Source organism: Sphingobium sp. Z007, from assembly GCF_900013425.1.
Classification (GTDB): Bacteria; Pseudomonadota; Alphaproteobacteria; order Sphingomonadales; family Sphingomonadaceae; genus Sphingobium.
Genome location: NZ_FBXK01000001.1, coordinates 160,001 through 185,204, shown reverse-complemented (window position 1 = coordinate 185,204; position 25,204 = coordinate 160,001). Strand labels below are relative to the sequence as shown.

Sequence of the window (25,204 nt, the reverse complement as noted above, 5' to 3'; positions counted from 1 at the left end):
GCTCGTCAATCCAGTGATGTCATTGTCTGCGATAGGGCGCTGATGCTGCCCGACAGCGCGTCGGCGTCATCGACATGCTCCTGAAGCGAAATCGCAAATTCGACTATGGGGTGCACACCATCCAGATAAGCCTCCCAGTCGCCGGTTTGAGACAATCTGCGCAGAAGCCCCAGCTTGAGATAGGACGCGCTGTAGAAGCTCGGTCCAAGCGGCAGAAAAGGGGCGTCGACCTGGTCCCGGCGGTGCAGCGACGCGTGAAACAGCGATCGCGCGACACGGCCGTTGCCATCATCGAGCGGGTGATAGAGGACGAATGTGGCGTGGGTCAGCACTGCCTCCTGCACGGGGGTAAGGTCCTCACAGCTATGAATGACCTCGATCGCCTCAGGCCAGGAGGGAATGTCGTCCAATCGCGCATATCGCATTGGCGCAAGGCCACAAATGGCCGGCTTGTCGACGCTCGCGCTTCGCATCTTGCTGCTGGTGCCGGTCAGCAACGCGGCTGCCCGCTTGATCCAGCGCTGGTCGATCTGCCAAGCGGAGAACCGCTGCCAATTGGTATATACAATCGGTTCGATGCAAGGCCTGACCAGAAACCGATCGAACTGCGGCGCTTCGAAACCGGCGGGAACGGAAAAATCGAGCGAGCCTGGAACGCGCAACCCGGCCCGCAACAGCAATGCGCATTTCGCTTCGTTGCCGAAGCAGCGCCAGGGGGAATGCCTGTATTGTTCGTTGAGCCGGACGATCCGGTCTTCGAGGGACCGCCAATCGAGCGCATGTCTATTTCGGTATCGGAAGCCGGGTGCAACAGGCGACCAGATTTTCCTATCTTCCGTGTCCCCTGTTGCTGGGCTTGGCATCGTCACTGGCAATATAATCTTCAACTTCAGTCGCAGCTGACATCCCAGCTTCCATCGTCGTCACATCGATCCGACGTATCCCAGGGCGAACCGCCGGCGGTATCGCAATAAGTGGGCTCGGTGGTGACCTCGGTATTGCCCTCACCGCAGGTTTGGCCACCAGAGACCATTTTGATTTCAGAGATCGTTAATTCTCGGGCAAGCAGTGAATGAATCGATCGAACAGAACCGGACATAAACAGCTCCTGTCTTGCGAGTAGCCACTGGTGTGGCACAGGAAGGATATTTATTTTTGCAAGTGCAAGTCAAACGGATTCACCACGCAAGCAATATTGAATAATGATTACCTTCCAGGTAACCTTCGTTCCGACTGAAAAGACTGCATTGTCATCCAACTTTGAACAGGCATGAAATGCTCCGGCATCCCTTTGTCTCCTTTTCAGGGAGTGGCGCTTTGATGCGCTGGAAAAGGCGGTGCGAGTCATGCATACTCCAACTCTATCAACCTTGAGCGCGCGTAGCGCTGGATCGCGAGGCTTAATGCATGCCGATCGGACGTTGGTCTTGCCTGAGCATCGCTGCATTGCTCGCGCAGTCGTTGTTGGTTGCAGCACCAGCACTCGGCTCTCAGGCAGATGATGTCGCCCGCGCCCCGGTCGGCGGGAAGGCCGACCCCGATATCGTCGTCACGGCGCAAAAGCACGCGCAGAAGCGTAGCGGGTGGAAACGGGCCGAAACCGATCATGTCGTCATCTTCAGCGACGGAAGCGAACCCGAACTGGTCCGGATCGCGGGCAATGTCGAGCGGCTGCACGCGCTGATGACGCGGCTCTACGGCGCCGCCGGACAGCAAGATGGTGCGCCGAAGCTCGAAATCACCCTGTTCGGTTCGCGCGGCGATCTGGACGAATTGGGCCTGCGAAACATCCGCGCGGAAGAAGGTCCCTACGCTAGGAGCTTTTCGGACCAACGCTATTACGACCCTCGCGCGGGCGGCGCGGTGCTGGCGGTCGCCCGCAGCGACCAGCTTGTCGATCTCAATACCAGCCTTGCCCACGATCGTTTCTGCGAGGATTTGGCCGCACAAGGCACGGACTGCATCGGAAAGAGGGAGCCCTACCTTCCTCCGGTGGTGAGGCCCTGGGAATCGGTCGTCTACTCTGCCGTCGCGCAGCACTTCATCCTCTCGAATGTTCCGGCTCCCTATCCCCGCTGGTATCTTGATGGGATAGGCGCGCTGTTTTCGACGATCGAGGTCAGAAAAGACGGTTCGCTCGATTATGCCAAGCCGCCCGAACTCTCTCGCCAGGTCTTCCGTTCCTACGGCGATGTGAACGCCCGGGACGTACTGACTGGCGGCTACCTTGACACGCGATCGCGCCGGATGACCTGGACCCCTTACCATGCCTGGCTGATCACGCATTTCTTCGTATTTTCAAATCCAAAGCCGGCGCTCCAGGCGCAGTTCGCCCAATATATGGCCGCGATCAGGCAGGGCGCGTCCCTCGCTGAAGCCGCCCGGGCCTTCAAAGATCCCGGGAGGCTCAATCGAGAGATAATGGGTTACGCTTCAAGAGCGAAGGCCTATGCGACGGCCGCGCCATCCGTTGTACAGGGAGCGCCGTTGGTGACCGTGCTTTCGCCGGTCCAGGTTACCGCTGTCAAGGCGAAGCTCCGGCTCGGCAATCTGCCACCGCCCGATGCTTCCGCTAGCCTGCGGAACACCGACCAATCTCGATCTGCCGCGCTCACTTGGATATCCGCGGTGCGGGCGGAAGCGAACAAGGCACCCTTTGATGTCGGTGCGATGCTGGTGGCCACGGAAGCGGAGTGCCGCGCTGCGCTTGCGCGCGAATGCCGCGGCGATGCCGAACGCATTCTGGCCCAGGACCCCTGGAACGTGCGGGCGCTGGCATGGAAAGGCATTGCTCAGACAGACGAGGCCTTAGCCGGCCCTGCCGATGCCCGCGAAAGCGCTCTGGCCGCCGCGCGCGAGACGATCGGTCGCGCGCTTCAAACCGATCCTCGCGATCCTGTCGCTGCGATCGCCAATTTTCAAAGCTACGCAAGAGTTGGCGCGAAAGTGCCGGATAGCGCGCTGGCGATCCTCGCCAAAGTCGCCGCAGCGGTTCCGGGAGCACCTACACCCCGGATACTCCTGGGCAGCGAGTTGGTTCGCCAGGGCAAGTCCGATCTTGCTCGCAAACTTCTGGGGCCGGTGCTCTACGGTCCATATGACTCGCCCGAAAAGAAGGCGGCGCAGGCCCTGCTATCGGCCTCGGCTTCTACTGTCGGAATGTCCACCCGTGCCGGCGGATAGGCGCATGACCTAAGCACCCCGCGCGTCATGGCCCACCTATGCGCTGGCCGCGTCGACTATGGTTGAATGACCCTGTTGCAGCAAAAAACGGCCTCGCCGCAGGCGGCGCCTTGACTTTCTCGACGACACGGATCCCTCGCTCGTCGCAGCCGAAAAAATCTCAGCGGCCGGCCACGATGTGGGCGTGGAGGCTCCAGCAATGATGCCGGCAGGCCGAAAACGCCCTTGCTGTTTTGAAATGCGAGTCGTCCAGAGAATATCTGGGCATCGGAATGCCCTCACGCAAAGTCTTTTCCCGACGTGCTTGCCCATGCCTGCCGACCCGGCGGCAAGCACCATCCACACCACAGTTGATGTTGCCAGACATGGCGTTTAGCGCGTGGAATTGACCGATAACAGCGTCATACGTTGCAACGCATGGCAGCCTGATCAACCCGGCATAGCCGTAGATCGACGTGGCCGCGCCCTCGATACTACACCACGCAATGGGGCACGGTCCCGTCAGCCACCATTGATTTTGTAGATACGATGCCTCGCCGGAAGGTTGCAGGACTGATATTATGCTAGGCGCAATGAATTTTGGAAATGGTTGTCTAGGATGTCACAGACCAAACCGAGATTAATGGCACCAACAACAGATGCATCCATTCTGGCGCTCGAAGCTTGGCATGTTATTTCTTCCCGCACACGCAACTGCCTGGGCCAGTTGGACAAACCGACCGACCTCGCATCAACCGTAGCGGGGGTTCCTATCGAAAAGATGCAGCTGAGCCATTTGTCTCGTTGCGAACGGGCGGGCATCTTGCGTCTGCCCAATCTTGGCCGGGTCTGCTACTGCGAGATCGCGTCCGTCATGGATCGCTATGGTTGGCGGTTTCACGATCAATGGACCGGTAAACCGGAACCACCGGCACTCGACCTTTTGGGACCTGCGCTCCCCCGTCATCTGCACATGATCGCTCAGGCTGCTGCCAAACGATCGGAGAGATTTGCAATCGGCGAGACGATGCTGCGGCTTAACGATGAGGAAGGCCTGAGCGGAGCGGAAATCGGCAAGCATTTTGGAGTCACAGGCGCAGCAGTCCATGCGAACGTCCAGAAAACCCGGCGTATCCTGGATTTGCGGGCTCGCCTACCGCTGCCACCAAGTCCCGCAGTGTCGTGAGGCATTGCACAAAAGCAACTCGAGAAGCGCGTCACCTCAATGAGCGCCCCCAGGCATCAAGTGGCTATGCAACGGAACCCGATATTTCTCAGATCGCTTCATGCGGTCCTCGACATGCCCCTCAAGGTTGTCGCGCTTCAGCCAGGCTTGGCAGCACCGACATAGCGAATGGCATCCTGTACCGTATCGATCTTCTCGGCATCCGCATCGGGTATCGTAATGCCGAACTCATCTTCGAGCGCCATCACCAGTTCCACGACATCAAGGCTGTCGCCACCGAGGTCATCTAGAAAACTGGCCTCGGGCGTCACCTTGTCGGGGTAGACCCCCATATGCTCGATCACGATTTTGATAACACGTTCGGCGATGTCGCTCATATGGCCTCCTGAGTATGATGTCCGATGTCGGCGGGCCATTTTATGGCTGGCCCCGCGGCGTGTAGCGCCAATGTCTCAGGATCAGCGCTTGCGCACAAATTCGGCGCGCAGCACCAGACCCTTGATGCCATCATATCGACAATCAATCTCCTGCGGGTCGCCGGTCAGGCGGATCGATTTGATGACCGTACCGCGTTTCAACGTCTGATTGGCGCCCTTCACGGTCAGATCCTTGACAAGAGTAACGCTGTCTCCATCCACCAGCGGGTTGCCGACGGCGTCGCGCACCTGGACGTCGACATTTTCCGCCTTCCGGTGAGCCAGATCCGCGGCGCTCAGCCACTCGCCGCTCACCTCATCATAGACGTAATCTTCGCCTTCTTGCATCATTCGCTCTCACTCATTTCTCTCATGGTAGCGGAGGAGGCGACTTCCCTCAGGCGCACACCGCGCCCCCTGCCCTGACTGAGTGCATCGTCGCCGATCAGCTCGATGCCCCCTTGCTCCAAAGCTGAAATCACTCTGACGAGAGTATCCACGACACAGCGCACCTGTCCGTCTGAGGCTTCCATGCGCTGGATCGTCGGCACGGAAACACCTGCCAGCGCGGCCAATTCCTTCTGGTCGATCCCGAGCAAGGCGCGCGCCGCCCGCATCTGCTGTGACGTAATCATGCACCCTTATGATGCGTGGGATATCAGAGTTCAACCTTACGATTCGACAATATATATGCTACGGGTGTTTGTCGGTTCAGAGGCGGCGTTGAACATAAAAAGCGATTCAAATGGGTGCGTCGGTGCAAAGGCTTTTGGCAGCAACACGGCTGTAGGCAGGAAGGCCGTCCACTGGTTCCTCAAGCGATGGCCCAGTGGCCGCGCGCCGATCTCGCCCCCGCCGATCCATTGCAACGCGAGCAGGCTGAAGATTCGGGGTTGGCGATGATGATGATGGTGTGCCTCGGAGCCCTGGACCGGACCTATGACGAGGTGACACCATGAAACTGCGACAGCATGTAAAGGAATTTCTCCTGCTTCAGAATATGATGCTGAAGGATTTCGTTCGGCAGGGCCTGGCCAACCAGTCGCTCGCCACCGAAGACGCGGCGCGATTGAGCCGGGTAGAAACCCTGAACATTCAAGAAATGGCCCGGTGGGACAGGGATCTGTCCGCTACCCGCAATGGCGCGACGCCCCCGCAAGAGAGCAATGGATGAACCGATACGATCGTAAGATTTGGGGATTGGCGGCGTGCTTCGCCGCGCTTGCAGGATATGTCGATGCGTTGGGGTTCCTCTATCTCGGCGGCTTCTTCGTATCGTTCATGAGCGGTAATTCCACGCGCCTTGCCGTCGGCTTGAGCACGCATTTGTCGGATGCGGCGACCGCAGCCGGATTGATCGCATCGTTCGTGATCGGGGTCATGCTCGGTTCGCTCTGTGGCCGGGTCATCCAGCACTCCAGGCACAGCGCGCTCATGTATCTGATCGCAGCCCTGCTCATGATCTCGGCGCTCCTCGCTATCATCGATGCCAACTGGGCAGCGGCCGCCGCCCTGGCCATGGCGATGGGAGCGGAAAATGCACTATTCGAGCGCGATGGCGAGGTGCAGATCGGTCTTACCTATATGACCGGGACGCTGGTTAAATTCGGGCAGCGCTTGCTCTCCGCGCTTATGGGCGGTGACCGCTTCGGATGGCTGCCCTATCTGTTGCTCTGGCTTGGCCTGGTAACGGGCGCCGTGCTGGGTGCCGTGAGCTATCGCCTGGTTGGAAATTCGGCGATCTGGGCCGCTGCTGGCGCGGCATTCCTGCTGGGCTCCTGGCTTCATCATCGACGCGTCCCGCTTGCGGCTTCGATGGCGCAGGCCCGCAAATGACCGATGGGCCATCCCGCTCGGCAGACATCGATCTCGATTTGCTTCATGACTTGGTCTTCGGCTTGCGCCTCGAACGTCCCGAGCCCGGCTCAGCTCTTCAAGGTCGATACCACAGCGCCACGGATATCCCGGTTACGCTTGATGCTCCATTCGGCCCGGCCGGACCAATGTTGTTCAGATTTGGTGATATGCTTTCACTTCTGTTCGGCTGGTCCACCGTTCAGAGCGCCATGCGTATCAGCGATCCGGATCACCTCCTGTTCGACTATACGCGCGTTATGATGGGCTTCAGGCTGTTCAGACCCAAGCCCAAACGTATAGAGATGATCGGACTCGGGGGTGGATCGCTGGCCAAGGCCTGTTACCGCTGCTTGCCGGACTGCGATATCACGGTGGTCGAGATTGATCCGGAGGTTATCGCCTTGCGAGAGAAATTCCAAATCCCGCCGGACGACCGTCGGTTTCGCGTGATATGTGCCGACGGCGTCGATTATCAGGCCACGGCAGCGACCCAACCCGACGTTCTCCTCATTGATGGATTCGACAGCAAAGGGCTGCCTCAGGCCCTGAGCGAACAGGCCTTCTATGATAGCTGCCGTGCCCGCCTTGGCGCCGGCGGCCTGCTGGTCGCCAACCTTTGCGACAACTCCAGGGCCTTCGCCACGCTTGTTCGCCGTATCGCCGGGAGTTTTGATGGACGGGCGATCGCCATTCCAGCGGAGCGGCGCGGCAATCGTGTTGTTTTTGCCAGCGCTGACCCTGCCTTCCCTCCCTCGTTCGAGGCACTCAAAAGCGCTGCGCGGCATCTGCCATCTGGGGACACGGTTGATTATCCGGTGAAGGCGCGGCGGATCATACCGGCGCTCCGTCGTTGGGCGGAGCTTCAGCCATCTCGGACGACCAGGCGCTAGGTGCATCCCGATGCTCAGCGCAACTTGAATTCCACAGGAATGGTAAGTTCGACAACTTCAGGCCGATCAGCGGGTATTGCTGGCAGTGGCTGAGCGCGCTGAAGCGTATCGAGCGCGGCCTGGTCGAGGTCGAATGAGCCGGATTTCCGCACGATGGTCGAGGACAGCACCATGCCAGCACGGTTCATCTTGAACCGAACATAGGTGACGCCTTGCTGGCGGGCCGTGCGAGCGCGGGCCGGATAGCGACGGAACCGCTCCAGATGGCCAAGGATCAAGGCTTCCCAATTGGGCTTTGCGTCACTGGCAAGCCGGTTGACCGATGGCGCGGCGATACTTTTGGGCGCGGTAGTCTGGGGCACGGGCGGGCCGGGATCGACAATCTCGACCGGCTTTTGCATGTCCGCCTTGACCGATGAGGTCGTGGGAAGCTGGATGAGGGGAACGGGTAGCACTTCGCGCTTCGGTTCAGGTTTTGCTTCCTGTTTCTCCACCTGATCAGGGCCGGGAGCCACCTCACGCACAGGTTCGGGGGGAGCGGCCAACGGCGCAAGATACACGACCGTCAGCGGCTGCGAAGTCGCAGCGATACGGGGATGCACCACCTTCCACGTGAACAGAGACCCGGCAAGGACCAACCCAATAATCGAGGCAGTGCCGGCGAATCCGAACAGGCGAGTTCGCCAGTCCGCCGGTTGATCGCAATAGCGGCTAGAGCCGCGCGACATATCGCCGACATGAGGGCATGCCATGGATGGATCCGTGGCCCTTCCGCGCTGTGGCGGGATGTCGGGATGATAGGATCGGAAGCTGACATGGCCCTCAAAGAGGCCAGGTTCATCATTGGCCGCTGCGAGCTGCGTCCTTCGATAGCTGCCTCGCTTCATCGTAATGCTCCCGGCTCTGGGCGCCGAACGATCCAAATCGCCCAGAACAGCATGAATGCTACGAGCGCGCAGGAGAGGAAAATGCCGGGGCGGAGATGGAACCAGAACAGACCATAGCCCAGCGCCATACCGATACAGGCCGCGATCTTGGCATGGCGCGATACTGCCCGGTCTGTTCGCCATGCGCGCAAGCTCGGGCCATAGCGGGGATGGTTCAGCAACCATGCCTCGAGCCGAGGCGAGGACCGCGCGAAGCAGGGCAGCGCCAGCAGCAGGAAGTCCGTCGTGGGCAGCAGCGGCACGAAGATGCCCACGAAGCCGATCGCCACCAGCATCACCCCAAGCACGAGCCACCCTGCACGCGCCGCTCGCCCGCGCTGCAGGAGATCGGCCTGCGACGCTTCAGCCAAGACGCGCATCGACATGGGACTGAACCCGCGCGAAGGCGTTCCGCGCCCCGTCCTCGGCGCGCTTTTCTTCATCGTCGGTAAGTGCGACGGCATCCAGGGCGGCAACGAATGCACGCCAGTGCGGCGCAGGCCCTTCGGGAGCCGGGGCGAGATGGCGCGCACCGAGATCATCGGTCAGGCCGAGCTTTTGCGCCTCCTTGCGCAGCAGGGCGGCACCCATGCTGGAACCTTCGACTACATAGAGCCAGCCCAGCGCGGTTCCCAAGGCGAGCTCGGTATCGGGAACGAACGCGGGCGATCCCCCGTCCGGCGCTGTGACGCTGAGGTCCTCCATGTCGGCTACGACGAGCGGCAGTCGGCAGCGCTGCGCGAGGTCCGGAAAGGCTGCCTGAAGGCGCGGTTCCGCGTAGAGGGCCGCCACGTCGCGGTGAAAGAGAAACTGGATAGCCAGGAACTGTTTGTACCGCTCGATGCTGGCGAACGATGCCGCCGACATGATCGAGCGATCGACCCCCTCATGAACATCGCTGGTCAGCGCCTTGAGGCGCTTGGCGCGGCTCTCGATCAAGGGTTCGGTGATTGTCGCGGTCATGGTAATCGTCCTCCTGCTCAATGGAAAAATTGCGAAACATTGTGGATGGCTAGAAAGCATGGCTGAGCCTCACACTCGCGGTGGTGCGCCTGTAGGAATAGAGCCAATCGATGTTGCTCTCTACGCGGGTATGCTGCACCACGACTTCAGGAGTTAGCCCGGCAAATTTGAGCACCGGGAAACGCGCGATCGCGGTGGCATTATATTGGTCGTCGCTACGCTTGGCGGCGAAAACTTCGCTATAAGCGCGATTGTCGCGGTGACGGTAAGAACCGATCACGAGCAGGCTCGCGCTCCTGCCGAACGACTTGCTGACGCCGAGGCGACCTCCCCATTGCCGATAGGCATCAACGTTCGCCGGGGTGTCCTTCGCGACAAAATCCGGTCCGCCGAACAGGGTCAAACTCGGGGAAGCGAAGTAAAAGGCTGTCAGGCTGGCATCTGTCTGGGGGCCGTCCTGGGAAGTGAAGGCGCGCTGGCGATAGCGATAATCGCGAAAGTTTGCTTCAGCCCGCAGCAGGATGCTGCGTGATGCGGTATGCGTCCAATCCAGATTGGCACCCCAGGCATTGTAGAGCACCGAAGACCCGAAACTGCCGATGTCGAAGGATGGCGATAGCGACAGCGTGTTACGGGCGGACTGATATTGATAGCCGACCCGCGTGATAAGGGTTGCCTGAGAATAGTCGTGCTCGCTTGGATAAATGTCGCCGAACAGAAGCGCGCTGGCGCGCACGCCATGATGCCCGGAGATCGGAATGCTGCGTCCCAGCGTCCCTTCGAAATTGATGCCCGTGGCCTTGATCGGATCGGGCACCTTGCGGTCGATCACGCAGGTGCCGTCATCGGTCGCAAGAAGGCAGGTATAGCTGGCTGAGGACTGGTTGAGATTGGTGCTGTAGCCCGGGCCTATGGCTATGGTGCCCTGCCAGCCTCGCCTGCGCTTGAGGGCGGTCAGGAAGGCATCCACGGTACGAACCACCCCTGCCGACTTCTGGCCTTCGGCGACGAGTTGGTCTCGAACCTGCTCGAATGCGCCCCGCGCCTCACGATCCTTGCGGTTCTCGAACAGGACGCGGGCCAGTTCGAGCTGTCCGGACAGGAGTTCGGGATTGAGCGACACCAGTTCGCGGTAATGCCGCTCGGCCTCGCCCAGCTTGCCGGCCTGTCGCGCGAGCGCGCCCTTCGCGAAGAGCACAAGCTTCGGATCGCGATCGGGATAGCGCTCGTAGGCGGCGAGGAACCGGCGCACGTCAGCCCATTGCTGGCGCCTCACAGAGATAAAGAGGGCCTCGCCCATGTCATTGACATTATCGCCGACAGAATAACTCTTCCCGTCGATTTCCAGCGAGGTTGGCGGCCCGTCCAGTGCGTCGGCATCCTTCAAAATCTGTAATTCCGCCTTGCGCTGCCGCCGCTGTATCTCCTGGTCGAGGCGCAGCCGGGTGTCCTGCTCGCCAGCGTTTTGCGCCAGGGCGAGCGAGGGAAGGCATGCAGCGCCGGCGCACAAGATGGGGGCAAGACCCTTCCGGCGAATTTTGATGGAAGTTTGTCGAATCCGCATGCGTGGCTTCAGTCTCGGCGTGCTGCTGCAAAGAGAAGCCAGAGCCGGGAAACCCGGCCCTGGCCCCTCTCTTCACGGCAACGGGTTACTGCGAACCGCCGAAAGCGGCGTCATACTGGCGATTGCTGAAGGTCGCGACCCCAGCCAGCGCCTGCGCGGCGGAACCGAAGAAGCTGCCGCTCACGTTGCCGCCCGTCGCCAGCGTGGTGCTGGTGCTCGGATTGGATGCAGTCGCGCCGGCCCCGGAGAACCCGCTGCCGGAGATATTGGCAGTGCCGATATTGAGCGCGTAGTTCGCCGACGAGATCGAGCCGGTCAGAGTGCCAGCGCCGAAGTTGGCGTTGAACGACCCGTTCAGCTGGCTGTTGCTCGCGAAGTTGCTCAACCCCTGGACGCTATAGGTCGCCGTGCCGCTGGTTGGCACATTGGCTGCAAGCGTGCCACCGGTGCCAGCATAGTACACGGTATGATCGCCGGCCGATGCCGAGCCGGTCTGGCTCCACTCGCCATAATAGACGTTCTGCCCATCGACCTTCGTCAAGTCGAAACGGCCATATTGCGAGTGATCGGTGACCGTCCCGGTAGGGTTGTTGACGGTGGTCACACCGGGTTCACCGGCGTTGACGACCACCGGAGGAGAGGCATTCTGGAGACCTTCGAAATCGACGAAGAACAGGCCGTTCAAGGAGGGCACGGTAATTCCGACCTTCCCGGACGTGTGTGGCCCGAACGGCACATTGCTGACACCGATATCGACATTGGTATCATCGCTGGTCGCGTAGGTGATATCCGACAGAGCGATCTGGGCCTGCGCAGTACCGGCCAAGGCAATGGACAGCGCCATGGCGCCAACTACGGCTTTGAGATGTACGAACTTCATCTTATGTACTCCTACGATTGGAGCACCTGATTTTTCAGGTGCCTATATCCAGGGTCGCTGCCGTCATCCCGATTGTTGAAGATGGTGGATGCGGTGGCGGCCCTGAATCTCGGGTCAGAACCTCCCGGTCAGGCTCATGCGCACCGTCCGTCCCGGAGCGGGCAGCATCGAGCGTGAGAGAGGGTCCATGTAATAGCGGTCGTTGAGGTTCGTGCCGGCCAGTTCGGCACTGAACCGCTCGTTGATCCGGAAGCGCGCGTAGGCGTCGAAGGTGATGATCTCGCCCCAGGTATAGGGGATGTTGAGCGCGCACCCGCCAACGCAGGTCACACCGGTGGTCCATTCCGCGATGGGGTCGGAATTCTTGTAGGCGCTGTACCAGATCGTCCGCCCGCCGACTTCGAGGCGCCGGTCGAAGAAGCGGCCACCGACATTCCAGTTGACGCTGGTCTCCGGCGTCGCCTGGGTCAGCAGGAAGCTACTCACAAAGCCATATTTGACGCAGTTTGGAACTCGGTATCCGCGCGAGATATCGATGGTGGCGGCCACACTCTCGTCACAGACCTGGTTCTTGGTCATATGACCGGCACTGATGTCGGTGAAGAAGCGACCATTGTCGAAGCGCGCCTGCAACTCGAAGCCGGCGATCGTCTGTTTGTCGATATTGCTGAACAGCAGATTGTTGGTGCGCTCGATCACATCATGCGTGGTATTGTGATACCAGGTCAGCTTTATATCGGCGCGTTGATCTTCGCCCCGCAATCCGAACAGCGGCCGCAAATCCTGGATGAAGGCGGCTTCCCATGACTTCATCCGTTCCGGTTTCAGATCCCACAAGGGACTGACCGAAGCGGAAAAGCCGATTGTGCTCTCGAACATGCTGGGCCAGCGCAGGGCTTCGGCATAACGCACATAGGCACGGCTACTGTCGCTCAGATAGAAAGTCGCCGATGCGCTGGGCACCCAACCATTCCCGGACTTGCGCTTGGCTTCAGTGATGGAGACGGGCAGGTTGTCATTTCTAACGCTGCATTGTCTCACATTCGCCAAGGCGTCGAGGAAACCGTTGATGCAGATATTGTCTGCGCGGCGGTATTTGCCGTTCTCATCCGGTACCCAGTCGGGGCCGGCATGGGTCCAGGTGAAGCTTCGGGGGTTGGCGGCGAACGCAGCCACTTCCCGAGCTATTGTAGGCTCCAGTTGGGACGGCAGCAATGCTCCGCTCGCGACGCGGGCGGTATAGAACTCACGGCGCGATGCTGCATAGGCTTCGACCGTGGATTCCGTGGTTATATAACTGCTTGAGTATTTCGTGTTCACATATTGGGTGATCGACCCGCCGCTATATTCAATCAGCCTGGGCAGGAAATCATCCTTCGCCCCATAGCCGGTATAGGCGATGCCTGCGTTAAGCTTGAGGAAACTGACTGGCTTCCATTCGCCGCTCAGATTGATGCGATATTCCTCGCGGCGACCCGCGCGCGGATAAGCCCGCCAACCGGGCACCTGCGTTGCGAGAAGATAGTCATCGTCCGAGCGCAGTTTCTCGTACTGCCAGTTGCCCTCTAGCAGGACGCTGAGTTTCGATGACAGATTGAACTGGTTGCTCGCACTGAAGCCGAAACGATCGTTGTGTGCGTTGGCGATCGCCGTGTTGACGATGATTGGGTTGGCGGACGAGGCGGCATTGGGAAAGCCGCCCGCGCTATAGGTATCGCTCACCGTGTCCGTCAGCCACGCCGTCGCCTTGAAATCGATGAATCGACTGTCCGGCTGCCATTTATACTCTGCATTATAGGCCTGGAGGTGAACTTTGCTCTCGGGCCACTGGATATTGCCGAACGTATAGCCGTTGCCGGTCGTCATGATCCGCGAAGGCATGATCTCGCCGAAACTGGATCGGGTATCGCGAAAGCCGATTTGCAGGGCCTGGTCGTTGGCGATGTTCCATGTCGCCTTGAGCATGACCGATTCCAGCTCGCTCGACGTGTTGGGCACCTCATTGCCGGGCTCGTAGTTAAGACCCAGCAGGCGAACATAATTGGCCGCATTGAGCGGGAGGCCGGCCTGCTGATAATAGTCGGCTTCGTGCTTGCCGGAGAAATAGTTGCCGCGCTCGCGGAACGCGTAGGCGCCGAACAGCTCCAAATCCCCAAGGCGACCCGCCGCGGCGATCCGGATCGCGCGATCGCCGAAGGAAAAGGCCTCGTTGTCGTCTTCCGTGCGCAAGTTCACCCGGAGCGAAGGGTCGCCATAGGGGTAGCTGGTCGAGAAGCCGGTGGGAAAGCCGGGTACAGTCCGATAGTCCTGCCCTGTCAGCAGCGTCGGCCAGCGCGGGTTGGTCGAATTGTTGCCGCCCTCCAGCTTGAGTTCCACGCCGAAGTTCTGGCCAGGCTTCAATATGTCGGCAGCGTCGAGCGTGTTGATGACGACCGCGCCACCGGTCGAGCCGTTGACCCCGCGTGTCGAAACAGGCCCCTTGAGGACCTGCACGCCGGAAATCAGGCTCGGATCGATGTAGCTGCGATTGCCAGCGCCGTTATAGCCCTTCCACACGGTCAGCGCCTGCTCAGTGCCATCGATGATGACCGGGACACGTCCTGGCCCCTGAATGCCGCGAATGCTGGGATCGAGCGCGCCACCGTTGCGCGAGTCGCCGCTGAACACATTGACCATGCCCTTGAGCACATCAGCCGTGTTGGTGCCCCTGTAGCGCTCCACCTCTTCGCGGCTCGCGAAAGTGGAGGAAATATCCTGATCGTAGATTTCGTCCTTGCGCCGAGCGTCGCGCTCTACGCCGGTTTCCTGTGCGGCAGCGAGGTTGCCCGTTTGCGCCCCGTCCACGCGCAGCGGGCCAAGCTGCACGTTGCTTTGCGCATTGTCGGAGGCTTGCGCGTTCCGTGGCGTCGGCGCAAGGGTGACGAACCCGTTGTCCAACCGCCAGGTGAGGCCCGTTCCCGCCAGAACGAGGCTCAGCGCCCGTGCATTGGACATCCGGCCAGACACGCCAGGCGACGATCGCCCGCGAATCTCGTCCGCATTCACATTGACCTGCATCCCCGATTGCCGCCCGAAGTCGGTCAGCGCGTCGCTCAGCGCGCGGGGAGGAATATTGAACTCCCTGGTGCTCGCTGCGCTGCCAGTCTGCGCGCTAGCCGCGTAAGGGGCGGCAACGCCCGCGGCAGCAACCGAAGCCAATAGCAAAGCCGCCAGAATCCGATCTCGCTTCTTACTTAATCTCAAAACCCCCGGAAACACAATTGCACGCCCCTTCCGCTCTTTTTCCCGGAGTAAGAAATGCAATTGCGACGCAATTGCATCTACCCCTATCTTAAAGAACAATCCAGGCGCGGTGTTTTTCGGAAAAAAATGCAGGGGACGGCGAAAAAATCGCAGGCGATGGCTATTCGGCTGAAATCACCGTGATCCACGGCGTGAGATTGCGCACCCTCAAATCCTGCGCCTTGGCGATCGCCTGCAGGGCGCGCACGGGCTCGTGCGCGTCATAGACGCCTGTGACGCGCCGTTTGGCAAAGCCCTCGCCAAAGCTCAGGATGACGCCGCTGTGCCAAGGCTTCAGGGCGTCGATCACTTCCATGACCGGCCTGTCGCTGACGACGATCTGGCTATCGGTCCACGCCGCGATCTGTGTGGGATCGATGCTGCTTCTGGCGGCACTGGCGTCATCGCAGCGCAGGCTGAGCGCATCTCCAGCCATCAGCGCTTCGGTCAGACTGGGCTGATCGTTGCAGGAGACGCGGACATGCCCGTGCTTTACGGTAACAGAGGCCCGCCGATCATCGATCCGGCTGACCTCGAAGCCGGTACCCAGAACCGTAGTTGTCGTATCGGCGGCGGCAACCTGGAACGGGCGATCCGGATCGGGTGCCACTTCAAACCAGGCCCTGCCTTTGAGGAGTCGAACTTGTCGTTGCCCGCCCTTGCTGACGTCAAAGGCGACAGCACTTTGCGGGGCGACAAGCATCGTGCTGCCATCCGCCAGATGGACCTGCTGTATCTCGCCTGTTCCGGTCGAAACGTCAGCGCGCAGATTGATGAGCAGGCCGGGGCCGGCAACAATAGCGAAGCAGGCAGCGACGGCCAGAGCGGCAATTCCGACGCCATGTCCCCTACCCTTCCGCACGAATGGAAGAATGATGGACTTCTTTCTTCGCCAGCGGTCCGCGGGAGCGGGTGGTGCCGTCCGGATCACATGGCTGATGCGCTGCGTCTCTGCCCAGGCAGCCCCATGGACGGGATTTGCGTCGAGCCACGCCGAAAACTGCGCGCGCATAGTCTGATCCTCAGGCTCTTCCTGAAGCAGGATAGCCCACCTGGACGCCTCGCGGTTGGCTCGACCGCGTTCAGCCCCATCTCCGCCAAGTCCAGCGCTCATGATTGCCCTTATTGCCGGGACCGCTATCACAATGGCCCCTTATTGATTAAACAAATGAGCGGGAGGATTTTTCGGCGGCGCACGAAATTTTCTCATGCCGATCCGCGATCCGCTCCTTTGCGGCAGCGCTCGATTCCGTTCAGCACCAGCGTGTGCGCGGTAGTGGTGGAGACCCCCAGATACGCCGCGATATCCTTGAGCTTTTCGCCGCCGATCCGGTGCATCTCCACCGCAGTCCGCATATCGTCGGGCATTCCCTGGAGCGCGGCGACGATCCGAGCATAGTCATCACGTGAAATCGCGGCGGCCTCCGGGTCCGGCATATCCGAGGGAATGTCGCTTGCCCCCGTTCCGCCATCCGCGTCGAATATGCGTGCCTCGATCCGTTTGCGTCGGATACGGTTCAGGGCGAGGTTCCGCACGGTCATGCGCAGATAGGCCATCATTTCGGCAGAAGGAAGCCTGGCTGCGCCGGCGGCGCGCAGCCAGGCTTCCTGGACAATGTCTTCTGCATCGCCCCCCTCGCCAGATATCCTTTTAGCGTAACGGATGAGGGATGCACGGTGCGAGAGGAAAAGCTCGAGGGAGGCCTTCCCATCCGGCACACTCAGTTCCCTTCACTCCGTCAAAATTCAGCCTGTGCTAGCATCATTCATTAATGCGAGTCACTTGCAAATATTGGGAAACGGCAGCGGCACTAGTCGCTCTCCTGCGCCAACTTTACCGAGATTCATTGTATAGCGGCCTCAGCTTCTTACGAGGTGCCTGAAAAATGGGCCGCAATCGTGCTTCAGGTCGCATGTGGCAGTGTCAGACACGAACTCTCGTACGTTGCCGGAGACGTTCATAGAGCGCCACTTCAGCTTCATGCGAAATTTCGACGGTCACCGCGAAATCCTGCTGCCCCTCGTCTCCCGACCATCCACCCGCGCACCGCACCACCAGATAATAGGTGTCGCCGTAAGTGCTGACGTCGCGTGAAAATGTCACGGCCGCGGTCTGCAAGCTCGACCTCTCTCGAAGGGTCGAACTGGGCAAGAGTTTGCAGTTGAAGCGCGCTGCCATGTCGGGAACCGCGCCTTCCGCTACCGTCCGCCGACGGAAATGCTCGAAGATGTCGTCTGGCGCGCAACCACGAATGAGGCGAAAGTTCATCGAGACGCCATTATAATCCAGTCGGCTGTGCCGGACTGGTGGATCGTAAGCAAGGCTGATCCGGATCGTGCGTCGCCCCCGCTCGGTCTGGAATGGTTCGGGAATCGGGATCTGGTAGACCGCGAAGTGATCGATCGACAGCCTATCCTCGGCGTAGAGGACAACGCGCGCATCGTCGGAGAAAACCGCCCGCTCACTGTCCACTCGGCCGTACCCGCACATGGCCCGCTCGGCCGCATCGCCCAGACCCGCGAGGCGCCGGGTAGTCTCGGCGGGGATGGACGCACTGCCGGCCAGGAGCGCGCGTATGAGATTTGCGGAAGCGTCGGGGAAGCGCCCCAGAATCTGGCTGGCCTTGAAGGCAACCAACGGCGCGGCGTGCGACGTGCCCGAGCGCGCAGCGAACAATCGATCGACCGGCCGGTAATGGAGCGACATCACACCCGCCTCGGGCCGGACTTCGCCACCCTGCAAAGCAGCGGTCGGCCCGTCGTAGATCAGGGTACCGCCGACATCAGTGAAATCTGGCTTAATCGCGCCACGCACCCCCGGCCCTGCGCGGGAGAAAGGCGACGGCTCGAACATATCGGTGATAGGCCGCACGCCGACATTGTCTTGAGCACGTTGGCTAAGCCCATTGCCATGAGCGATCGCGCCAACTGTCACGATGTTCATGCCGCCCGCCGGTTCGCACAATCGGTTGGCGTCCTCCATGAGATAGGCCGGATAATCGGTGACGGCCTCCTCGATCCGCATCCCTCGCCGCGGCTGCCGATTTCCGGCGGCGACGACAATAACGACATCAAGTTCACGAACCAGTTCATCGAGGGTCTGCGCCCACGGACCAACCTTGCCGCCTTCGACCACCTTGGTGCGATCCCCGAGCGCGATAACGAAGATACGGCAACCGAACTCCTCGTTGAGGCGGGTGATGGCTTCACGCATGAGGCGCGGAGCCAAGCGGCTGCTCGGGAAATTGCCGGTGTTGTCGATAACCTTGGCGGAACAGAGCCGGGCCTGGCGAACCAAGCTCCCAGAGCCAAGTTGGGCACGCAAATCGCCGAAGGTCGCAATCCCTCCAACGAACGTGCCATGGCCATGATCATCGGCAGTCCCCAATGTATCGGGAATGGCGATTGAACCGACGATGATATCCTCGATCAGCGGATGGTCGTTCACCCCGCTGTCGATTATGCCAATAAGCGGCGCGTCATCGTCGAGTGCTTCAGGCTCGGGAAGTTCGGCGAGGGTCAGGTCGATATGCTGCGCGGTGACGAGATCAGGCTCTGGCGGTAAATCCACTTCCGCGATTTCCTCGATCGTCAGTAGCGTTCGTGCAACACCGCCATCGCAGCGTAGTCGAACCAAGGTCAGGTTGGGGCCGATGTGCCGGTCGAGTTCCTCGCCTTCGCGGGCCTCGGCATAGGCGACGATATCGTCGATCTTCCGTTCGCGCAGATCGCGACGCCCGAGATCCCATAGCTCGATATCGACGACATAAGATTCGCCAGGCTGGAAATCCTCGATATCAACCAGTCCAGCTTCGCGCGCGCGCATACCGATACGGTCGCGTGGGGCGACTTCGTCGATCGATTCGATATTGGCAATAAACCCGGCGAAGGAAGGATTTTGCTGTCCTGCAGGAGTGCCCTGGCCGTAGCTCTCCAGCTTGCGGCGGAATGCGGTCAATTCGTCGCTGGTGGAAAAAAGAACCAGCGTGCGATCCTCATCGATCGAGAGAACCGTGAGACCGAGCTTGTTCCATTCCTCCTCAAGCAAAGGCCCACTCATCTGGACCCGCAAGATCAACGCGGGATCGACAGCATCGGCGCGTCGCCGACGTTGTTGAACCGCAACTGCCTGATCAAGCTCCTGCCCTAGACGTTCGCTATGGGCGCCAGGATTGCGCGCCGGTGGCGGCCCGCCACCCCCGGTCTTTCGACGCGGCATTCGCTCGGGCAACCGGACAAGCTGCAAATGATCATATTGTGCCACTCGGGGCGAATCAGGCAGCGGTCATGCGTGAAGTCCGGCGCCGGCGACGACGCTCATCGGCAATGGCATCCAGAAAGTCCCTCTCCCTGACAATTTTTCTTTTATCGATGATCGACGCCTTGATCGCCTGAAGACACAGACGTTCCAGTTCAGCGTAGGAATAGCCCTCAAGCTCAGCAAGATGCGCTTCCGGCTCGAAGCTTACAGCAACGTTCTTGAAACGCATCTTGAGGAAGCGCGCGATCATCCTCACGTCAGGACGATCAAACCAGATCACCTCGTCGAAGCGGCGCCAGATGGCGGGGTCGAGCGATTGGTCGAGATTGGTGGCAGCGACCACAAAGCCCTTGGGTTGGATCCGGTCGATGAAGATCAGCAGACTATTGACGACGCGCCGCAGTTCATTGTGCTCACCATCCTCGTCACGCGCGCGGGCAAGGGCATCGAACTCGTCGAAAAACAGCACGGAAGGCTGCTTGCGGGCAAATTCGAAGATTTTGCGGACGTTGGTTGCCGTCTCTCCCAGATAGGATGAGATCAGCCGGTCGAGCTTTACGATGTAAAGCGGCAGGCCCAGTTCGCTTGCGAAAATTTCCGCGCACAACGTCTTGCCGCAACCGGGGGGGCCGCAGAAAAGAAGCTTCGATCGCACGGCGAGGCCCCGCCGACGGATCGTATCGGCCGCCCGGGATTCGCGCAACAGCCCCAGAAAAATGCGGATATTCTCCGGGGACAGGATAATGTCCTGTTTATTGTGGGTCGGCTCCACCAATTCAACGAAATCGCCAGCGGCTTCCGGGAACGGGATAAGCGGCGCCAGAGCCTTGGGACGTGAAGAGCGCGCAGGTCCAGCATCAAGCGAACGGCGAAGCGAACGAGCCAGAACGCGGTTGTTCTTCTTCTCCTCCTCACCGATGATCTGCTCAGCAACGGCTCGGAATTCTTCCTCCCGCCCGTAGCTCGCCAGCAGCTTTTTCATCAACTCACCGCGCGCCATCGTTCCTTGCCGTAAAAATTGCCTTCCGCGAGCATAGCCGGTCTACCGGATTTCGCCATATGTTTACGATTAAACTCAGATCGTTTTCCGTAGCGGCGTTTCGGTGAGAAGCTCTGCCGATCCGGAGATGACATTCCCCTCCAGGATCGCCCATCCCCATTGTATCTGCCAAGTTGCTCACGGCAGTGCGCGCTGAGAGGCAACCCGGCATCCAAAGCCCACACGTTATCGTGCAGCCAGGCGTTTGCGGCATGTGCGCCGAGAAACGGCCGGCAACTTGTTTGGCCCGCAAATGTCATGTTATCCTTCTTCCACATTCAGGAGGCAGAAAATGACCCGCGTTGCCCTGTACGCCCGCTATTCCGACGACAAGCAGAGCCCTGCGTCTATCGAGGACCAGTTCCTGATTTGCCGTGAACAGGCGGGGCGCGAAGGCTGGCGGATTGTGAGCAGCTATAAGGATGCAGCGATCTCGGGCGCTAGCGTCATTCTTCGTCCTGGTATCCAGGCACTTTTGCACGACGCCCAGATGGGCCGCTTCGACATTCTGCTCGCCGAGGCGCTCGACCGCGTATCACGCGATCAGGCGGATGTCGCGACTTTGTACAAGAACCTCCAGTTCGCCGGCGTGAAGATCGTCACTCTGGCCGAGGGCGAGGTTTCGGAACTGCATGTCGGGCTCAAGGGTACGATGAACGCCCTCTTCCTCAAGGACCTTGCGAAAAAGACCCATCGCGGTTTGCGGGGGCGCGTCGAGAAAGGAAAATCCGGCGGAGGGCTTTGCTATGGCTATGACGTCGTGCGGCGCTTTTCCAGCGAAGGTGAAGCGGTTCACGGTGAGCGCACCATCAACGATGCAGAAGCGGAAGTCGTGCGACAAGTTTTCCGGCAGTTCGCCAACGGTCTCAGCCCGCATGCCATTGCCTGCCGCCTCAACGACGCGGGGATTGCCGCACCGACAGGTAAACTCTGGACATCGACTACGATTCGCGGGCATGCGAAGCGCGGCACCGGCTTGCTCAATAACGAGCTCTATATCGGTAAGCTGGTCTGGAACCGGCTTCGCTATCTAAAGAATCCCCAGACCGGCAAGCGTGTCTCCCGCATCAATCCACAGTCCGAGTGGATCGTAACCGGGGTGCCTCATCTACGGATCATCGACGGCGACTTGTGGCAGGCTGCGAAGGCTCGGCAGGACCAGATCGCGGTTCAGTATGCAGGCGTCATCGAAGCGACACGCTCGGCCCACAATGCGATGAACCGGACTCATCGCCCCAAGAGCCTCCTATCCGGCCTTGTTTACTGCGGCTGCTGCGGCGGGTCTTATACCCTTCGCGGGCAGGGGCGGTTCGCTTGTTCGAACCATATCGACACGAGAAGCTGTTCCAACGGACATAGCATTGCGCGCGAGAAGCTGGAGTCACGTGTTCTCGACGGTCTACGTGACCGGTTGATGAGTCCCGAAGTAGCTGCTGAAGCCATTCGTACCTGCGTCGAGGAAACCAATCGCCTCAATCGCCAGCGGCGCGCCACAGACAGCGCAGATCGAGCTGAGCTCGACAAGGTTCTGAAGGCGATCAAAGGGCTGGTGACGCTCGCGACGGAAGGCAAGGGAACGCGCTCGCTCGTCGATCAACTGCTCGAACTGGAGGCGCGGGAAGATGCTATCCGCGCGCGGCTAGCTGCGGCGCCCGCCGATGTACCGGATATCCATCCTAACATCTCGGAGATTTATCGCCACAAGGTGGAGAGATTTGCCGAAGCCCTGGCTCATCCGGAGGAGCGCCAAGAAGCGGCCGATGCACTCCGCATGCTGATCGAGCGCATCGTTCTGACGCCTGGGGCGAAGCGTGGTGAGGTCAACGCGGTACTCCACGGTGAGTTCGGCACGATCCTCGAATGGCTGGAACAGCGCCAATCCGCCAAAAACGACACAACCCCCGACGCTTTCGCGTCAGGGGTGTCCGGTATGTCGGTTTCGGTGGTTGCGGGAGTAGGATTTGAACCTACGACCTTCAGGTTATGAGCCTGACGAGCTACCGGGCTGCTCCATCCCGCGCCACCAACGATAAAAGGGCGACCTTTTGGGTCGCCCTTTTTTTGACTGTGAATGGGTTTTGTGTCCGATATATGCGCGCGCTGCAATGCCTGGCGACGCCCTACTCTTCCAGTGCTTGAGCAATAGTACCATCGGCGCAGACTGGTTTCACGGCCGAGTTCGGGATGGGATCGGGTGGGTCACAGACGCTATGGTCACCAAGCAATGAAGCGGGCGCATATAAGGGGGTTTTAATCGATGCCGTGCACGGTATTTTGATAAGCTTGTATGTGAAGCTTCTTATCTGGGCTGGCTTAACAACCGACCATGTTTTGGCGGCCTGTTTTCCAGGGCTGTCATTGATGGTGGGACTCTACGGTTCCTTGTGGGAACCGTTTAAGCGCGAATAGGACAATTAGTATCGGTTAGCTTCATGCGTTACCGCACTTCCACATCCGATCTATCAAGGTCGTGGTCTTCGACCGTCCTAAGAAATCTTATCTTGAGGGAGGCTTCCCGCTTAGATGCTTTCAGCGGTTATCCCGTCCATACATAGCTACCCAGCTGCGCCCTTGGCAGGACGACTGGTACACCAGAGGTATGTTCAACCCGGTCCTCTCGTACTAGGGTCAACTCCTCTCAAATTTCGACGCCCACGGCAGATAGGGACCAAACTGTCTCGCGACGTTCTGAACCCAGCTCACGTACCACTTTAATTGGCGAACAGCCAAACCCTTGGGACCTGCTCCAGCCCCAGGATGTGATGAGCCGACATCGAGGTGCCAAACGATTCCGTCGATATGAGCTCTTGGGAATCATCAGCCTGTTATCCCCGGCGTACCTTTTATCCGTTGAGCGATGGCCCTTCCACGAGGGACCACCGGATCACTATGACCGACTTTCGTCTCTGCTCGACTTGTCAGTCTCGCAGTCAGGCGGGCTTATGCCATTGCACTCTAACAGACGGTTTCCAACCGTCCTGAGCCCACCATCGCGCGCCTCCGTTACTCTTTAGGAGGCGACCGCCCCAGTCAAACTACCCACCACAGAGGGTCCCTGCACCGGATAACGGTGCGAGGTTAGACATCAGAAAACAGCAGGGTGGTATTTCACCTATGGCTCCACATCAACTGGCGTCGATGCTTCAAAGCCTCCCACCTATGCTACACAGCTCTTTCCTAATGCCACTCTGAAGTTGCAGTAAAGGTGCACGGGGTCTTTCCGTCTAACCGCGGGTACTCCGCATCTTCACGGAGAATTCAATTTCGCTGAGCATATCCTGGAGACAGTGGGGAAGTCGTTACGCCATTCGTGCAGGTCGGAACTTACCCGACAAGGAATTTCGCTACCTTAGGACCGTTATAGTTACGGCCGCCGTTTACCTGGGCTTCAATTCAGTGCTTGCACACCTCCTCTTAACCTTCAGGCACCGGGCAGGCGTCAGGCCCTATACGTCGTCTTGAAGCCGACTTAGCAGAGCCCTGTGTTTTTGCTAAACAGTCGCTACCCCCTGGCCTGTGCCCCCCATAAGAGCTTGCGCTTATATGGGGCCTCCTTCTTCCGAAGGTACGGAGGCAATTTGCCGAGTTCCTTCAGGATACTTCTCTCAAACGCCTTGGTATACTCTACCATTCCACCTGTGTCGGTTTAGGGTACGGTCTATACGGAGGGGCTATTTCCTGGGACAACTTCACAGCCTGGAGCAATCCAATAAGCCCAGACCATTTACGCCATCCGTCACACACCTCCAGGCCCACGAATATTAACGTGGTTCCCATCGACTACCCCCTTCGGGCTCGTCTTAGGGGCCGGCTTACCCTGCTCAGATTAGCTTTAAGCAGGAACCCTTGGAATTTCGGCGACAGTGCATCTCACACTGTTAATCGCTACTCATGTCTGCATTCGCACTTCCGATACCTCCACGACCCATTACCAGATCGCTTCAACGGCCTACGGAACGCTCCGCTACCGCTCAGTCAAAAGACTGAACCCTAAGCTTCGGTGCATCACTTTAGCCCCGTTACATCTTCGCCGCAGGATCTCTTATTTAGACCAGTGAGCTGTTACGCTTTCTTTAAAGGATGGCTGCTTCTAAGCCAACCTCCTGGTTGTTTTGGAAATCCCACATGCTTTCCCACTTAGTGATGACTTGGGGACCTTAGCTGTAGGTTAGGGCTGTTTCCCTTTTGACGACGGACCTTAGCACCCGCCGTCTGTCTGCCGGACTAGACTCGTTGGTATTCGGAGTTTGGTTAGTGTTGGTAGATCTCGCGACCCCCGCAACCATCCAGTGCTCTACCCCCAACGGCAATCATCCGACGCTCTACCTCAATAGATTTCGCGGAGAACCAGCTATTTCCCGGCTTGATTGGCCTTTCACCCCTAAGCACAACTCATCCGACAATTTTTCAACATTGAACGGTTCGGTCCTCCAGTGCGTGTTACCGCACCTTCAACCTGGTCATGCATAGATCGCCGGGTTTCGGGTCTAATGCATCAAACTCATGGTCGCCCTATTCAGACTCGCTTTCGCTGCGCCTACACCTAACGGCTTAAGCTTGCTTGATACACTAAGTCACAGACCCATTATGCAAGAGGTACGCGGTCAGGTCTCAAGGACCCTCCCACTGCTTGTAGGCATCCGGTTTCAGGTACTGTTTCACTCCCCTCATCGGGGTGCTTTTCACCTTTCCCTCACGGTACTGGTTCACTATCGGTCATGTACGAGTATTTAGGCTTGGAGGGTGGTCCCCCCATGTTCAGACAGAGTTTCACGTGC

General features: G+C 59.5%; 22 protein-coding genes, 1 tRNA gene and 2 rRNA genes (1 of these 25 only partly in view). 7 read left to right on the top strand and 18 right to left on the bottom strand.

Translation table 11 applies throughout. From position 1 onward, the window contains the following. Positions 1–5: 5 nt before the first annotated feature. Both CEQ44_RS00840 and CEQ44_RS23825 read right to left on the bottom strand, forming a co-directional pair. On the bottom strand, positions 6–662 hold the full coding sequence (locus CEQ44_RS00840) for a Fic family protein (protein WP_176401112.1): 657 nt from the start codon (positions 660–662) through the stop codon (positions 6–8). 227 nt (positions 663–889) lie between these two features. Next, on the bottom strand, positions 890–1,099 hold the full coding sequence (locus CEQ44_RS23825; RefSeq protein WP_140419279.1) for a hypothetical protein: 210 nt from the start codon (positions 1,097–1,099) through the stop codon (positions 890–892). Positions 1,100–1,407: 308 nt separating this feature from the next. Here CEQ44_RS23825 and CEQ44_RS00835 point away from each other — a divergent pair, with 308 nt between their 5' ends. Together CEQ44_RS00835 and CEQ44_RS23820 are read left to right on the top strand one after the other, a co-directional pair. Beyond that, positions 1,408–3,183, top strand: a complete 1,776-nt coding sequence (locus tag CEQ44_RS00835) for a hypothetical protein (protein ID WP_088182682.1) — start codon at positions 1,408–1,410, stop codon at positions 3,181–3,183. Between the two features lie 598 nt (positions 3,184–3,781). Further along, positions 3,782–4,348: a hypothetical protein gene (locus CEQ44_RS23820; RefSeq protein ID WP_140419280.1), complete on the top strand. Its 567-nt coding sequence runs from the start codon at positions 3,782–3,784 to the stop codon at positions 4,346–4,348. 137 nt (positions 4,349–4,485) lie between these two features. On the opposite strand, the gene CEQ44_RS00825 is transcribed toward CEQ44_RS23820, so the two are convergent. From CEQ44_RS00825 to CEQ44_RS00815, 3 genes are all read right to left on the bottom strand, one after another. Beyond that, positions 4,486–4,725 (bottom strand): acyl carrier protein, encoded by a 240-nt coding sequence (locus CEQ44_RS00825; protein WP_066768168.1) that lies wholly within the window; start codon positions 4,723–4,725, stop codon positions 4,486–4,488. An 81-nt stretch (positions 4,726–4,806) separates the two neighbouring features. Beyond that, on the bottom strand, positions 4,807–5,112 hold the full coding sequence (locus CEQ44_RS00820) for an alkylphosphonate utilization protein (protein WP_088182697.1): 306 nt from the start codon (positions 5,110–5,112) through the stop codon (positions 4,807–4,809). Further along, positions 5,112–5,399 carry a helix-turn-helix domain-containing protein gene (locus CEQ44_RS00815; RefSeq protein ID WP_088182684.1) on the bottom strand — a complete coding sequence of 96 codons (288 nt, stop codon included), beginning with the start codon at positions 5,397–5,399 and terminating at the stop codon, positions 5,112–5,114. The genes CEQ44_RS00820 and CEQ44_RS00815 overlap by 1 nt, the downstream gene beginning before the upstream one ends. Before the next feature lie 186 nt (positions 5,400–5,585). On the opposite strand from CEQ44_RS00815, the gene CEQ44_RS24180 reads away from it, so the two are divergent. The 4 genes from CEQ44_RS24180 to CEQ44_RS00800 are packed head-to-tail and all read left to right on the top strand — an operon-like array spanning position 5,586 to position 7,511. Continuing rightward, on the top strand, positions 5,586–5,723 hold the full coding sequence (locus CEQ44_RS24180) for a hypothetical protein (protein WP_176400217.1): 138 nt from the start codon (positions 5,586–5,588) through the stop codon (positions 5,721–5,723). Further along, positions 5,720–5,938 (top strand): hypothetical protein, encoded by a 219-nt coding sequence (locus CEQ44_RS00810; RefSeq protein WP_088182685.1) that lies wholly within the window; start codon positions 5,720–5,722, stop codon positions 5,936–5,938. The genes CEQ44_RS24180 and CEQ44_RS00810 overlap by 4 nt, the downstream gene beginning before the upstream one ends. After that, positions 5,935–6,600 (top strand): YoaK family protein, encoded by a 666-nt coding sequence (locus CEQ44_RS00805; protein WP_088182686.1) that lies wholly within the window; start codon positions 5,935–5,937, stop codon positions 6,598–6,600. The genes CEQ44_RS00810 and CEQ44_RS00805 overlap by 4 nt, the downstream gene beginning before the upstream one ends. Then, complete coding sequence (locus CEQ44_RS00800) at positions 6,597–7,511, top strand: fused MFS/spermidine synthase (RefSeq protein ID WP_088182687.1); 915 nt, start codon at positions 6,597–6,599, stop codon at positions 7,509–7,511. Before CEQ44_RS00805 ends, CEQ44_RS00800 begins: the two co-directional genes overlap by 4 nt. A 14-nt stretch (positions 7,512–7,525) precedes the next feature. Here CEQ44_RS00800 and CEQ44_RS00795 read toward each other — a convergent pair whose 3' ends face one another. The 10 genes from CEQ44_RS00795 to CEQ44_RS00750 form a co-directional block, all read right to left on the bottom strand. Then, positions 7,526–8,149 carry an energy transducer TonB gene (locus CEQ44_RS00795; RefSeq protein ID WP_256960008.1) on the bottom strand — a complete coding sequence of 208 codons (624 nt, stop codon included), beginning with the start codon at positions 8,147–8,149 and terminating at the stop codon, positions 7,526–7,528. 245 nt (positions 8,150–8,394) lie between these two features. Then, a complete protein-coding gene (locus tag CEQ44_RS00790; RefSeq protein WP_373438233.1) occupies positions 8,395–8,823 on the bottom strand; it encodes a YbaN family protein in 429 nt (142 codons plus the stop codon). Then, complete coding sequence (locus CEQ44_RS00785) at positions 8,801–9,400, bottom strand: biliverdin-producing heme oxygenase (protein ID WP_088182689.1); 600 nt, start codon at positions 9,398–9,400, stop codon at positions 8,801–8,803. The genes CEQ44_RS00790 and CEQ44_RS00785 overlap by 23 nt, the downstream gene beginning before the upstream one ends. 49 nt (positions 9,401–9,449) lie before the next feature. Then, positions 9,450–10,964, bottom strand: coding sequence for a surface lipoprotein assembly modifier (locus CEQ44_RS00780; protein ID WP_176400218.1), 1,515 nt, complete (start codon positions 10,962–10,964; stop codon positions 9,450–9,452). A gap of 85 nt (positions 10,965–11,049) precedes the next feature. Continuing rightward, complete coding sequence (locus tag CEQ44_RS00775; protein ID WP_176400219.1) at positions 11,050–11,844, bottom strand: Slam-dependent surface lipoprotein; 795 nt, start codon at positions 11,842–11,844, stop codon at positions 11,050–11,052. Between the two features lie 114 nt (positions 11,845–11,958). Beyond that, the gene (locus tag CEQ44_RS00770; protein WP_254913966.1) at positions 11,959–15,042 is read right to left on the bottom strand and encodes a TonB-dependent receptor; all 3,084 of its coding nucleotides are present in this window, start codon (positions 15,040–15,042) and stop codon (positions 11,959–11,961) included. A 205-nt stretch (positions 15,043–15,247) separates the two neighbouring features. Continuing rightward, entirely contained in the window at positions 15,248–16,240 is a 993-nt protein-coding gene (locus CEQ44_RS00765; RefSeq protein ID WP_088182690.1) for a FecR domain-containing protein, read from the bottom strand. Between the two features lie 92 nt (positions 16,241–16,332). After that, complete coding sequence (locus CEQ44_RS00760; protein ID WP_176400220.1) at positions 16,333–16,845, bottom strand: sigma-70 family RNA polymerase sigma factor; 513 nt, start codon at positions 16,843–16,845, stop codon at positions 16,333–16,335. A 205-nt stretch (positions 16,846–17,050) separates the two neighbouring features. Beyond that, complete coding sequence (locus CEQ44_RS00755) at positions 17,051–19,345, bottom strand: S8 family peptidase (RefSeq protein ID WP_217894988.1); 2,295 nt, start codon at positions 19,343–19,345, stop codon at positions 17,051–17,053. 55 nt (positions 19,346–19,400) lie between these two features. After that, on the bottom strand, positions 19,401–20,387 hold the full coding sequence (locus CEQ44_RS00750; RefSeq protein ID WP_088182693.1) for an AAA family ATPase: 987 nt from the start codon (positions 20,385–20,387) through the stop codon (positions 19,401–19,403). Positions 20,388–20,679: 292 nt separating this feature from the next. Between CEQ44_RS00750 and CEQ44_RS00745 the strand changes: the two genes are divergently transcribed. Beyond that, complete coding sequence (locus tag CEQ44_RS00745; RefSeq protein ID WP_306419119.1) at positions 20,680–22,413, top strand: recombinase family protein; 1,734 nt, start codon at positions 20,680–20,682, stop codon at positions 22,411–22,413. Here CEQ44_RS00745 and CEQ44_RS00740 read toward each other — a convergent pair. The 3 genes from CEQ44_RS00740 to CEQ44_RS00730 all read right to left on the bottom strand — a co-directional run. Next, positions 22,370–22,446 (bottom strand) — tRNA-Met (locus CEQ44_RS00740). The genes CEQ44_RS00745 and CEQ44_RS00740 overlap by 44 nt on opposite strands. Positions 22,447–22,533: 87 nt before the next feature. After that, positions 22,534–22,648, bottom strand: a 5S ribosomal RNA gene (gene rrf / locus CEQ44_RS00735). Between the two features lie 173 nt (positions 22,649–22,821). Further along, positions 22,822–25,204: ribosomal RNA gene (locus tag CEQ44_RS00730) — 23S ribosomal RNA — on the bottom strand; it runs 414 nt beyond the window's last position.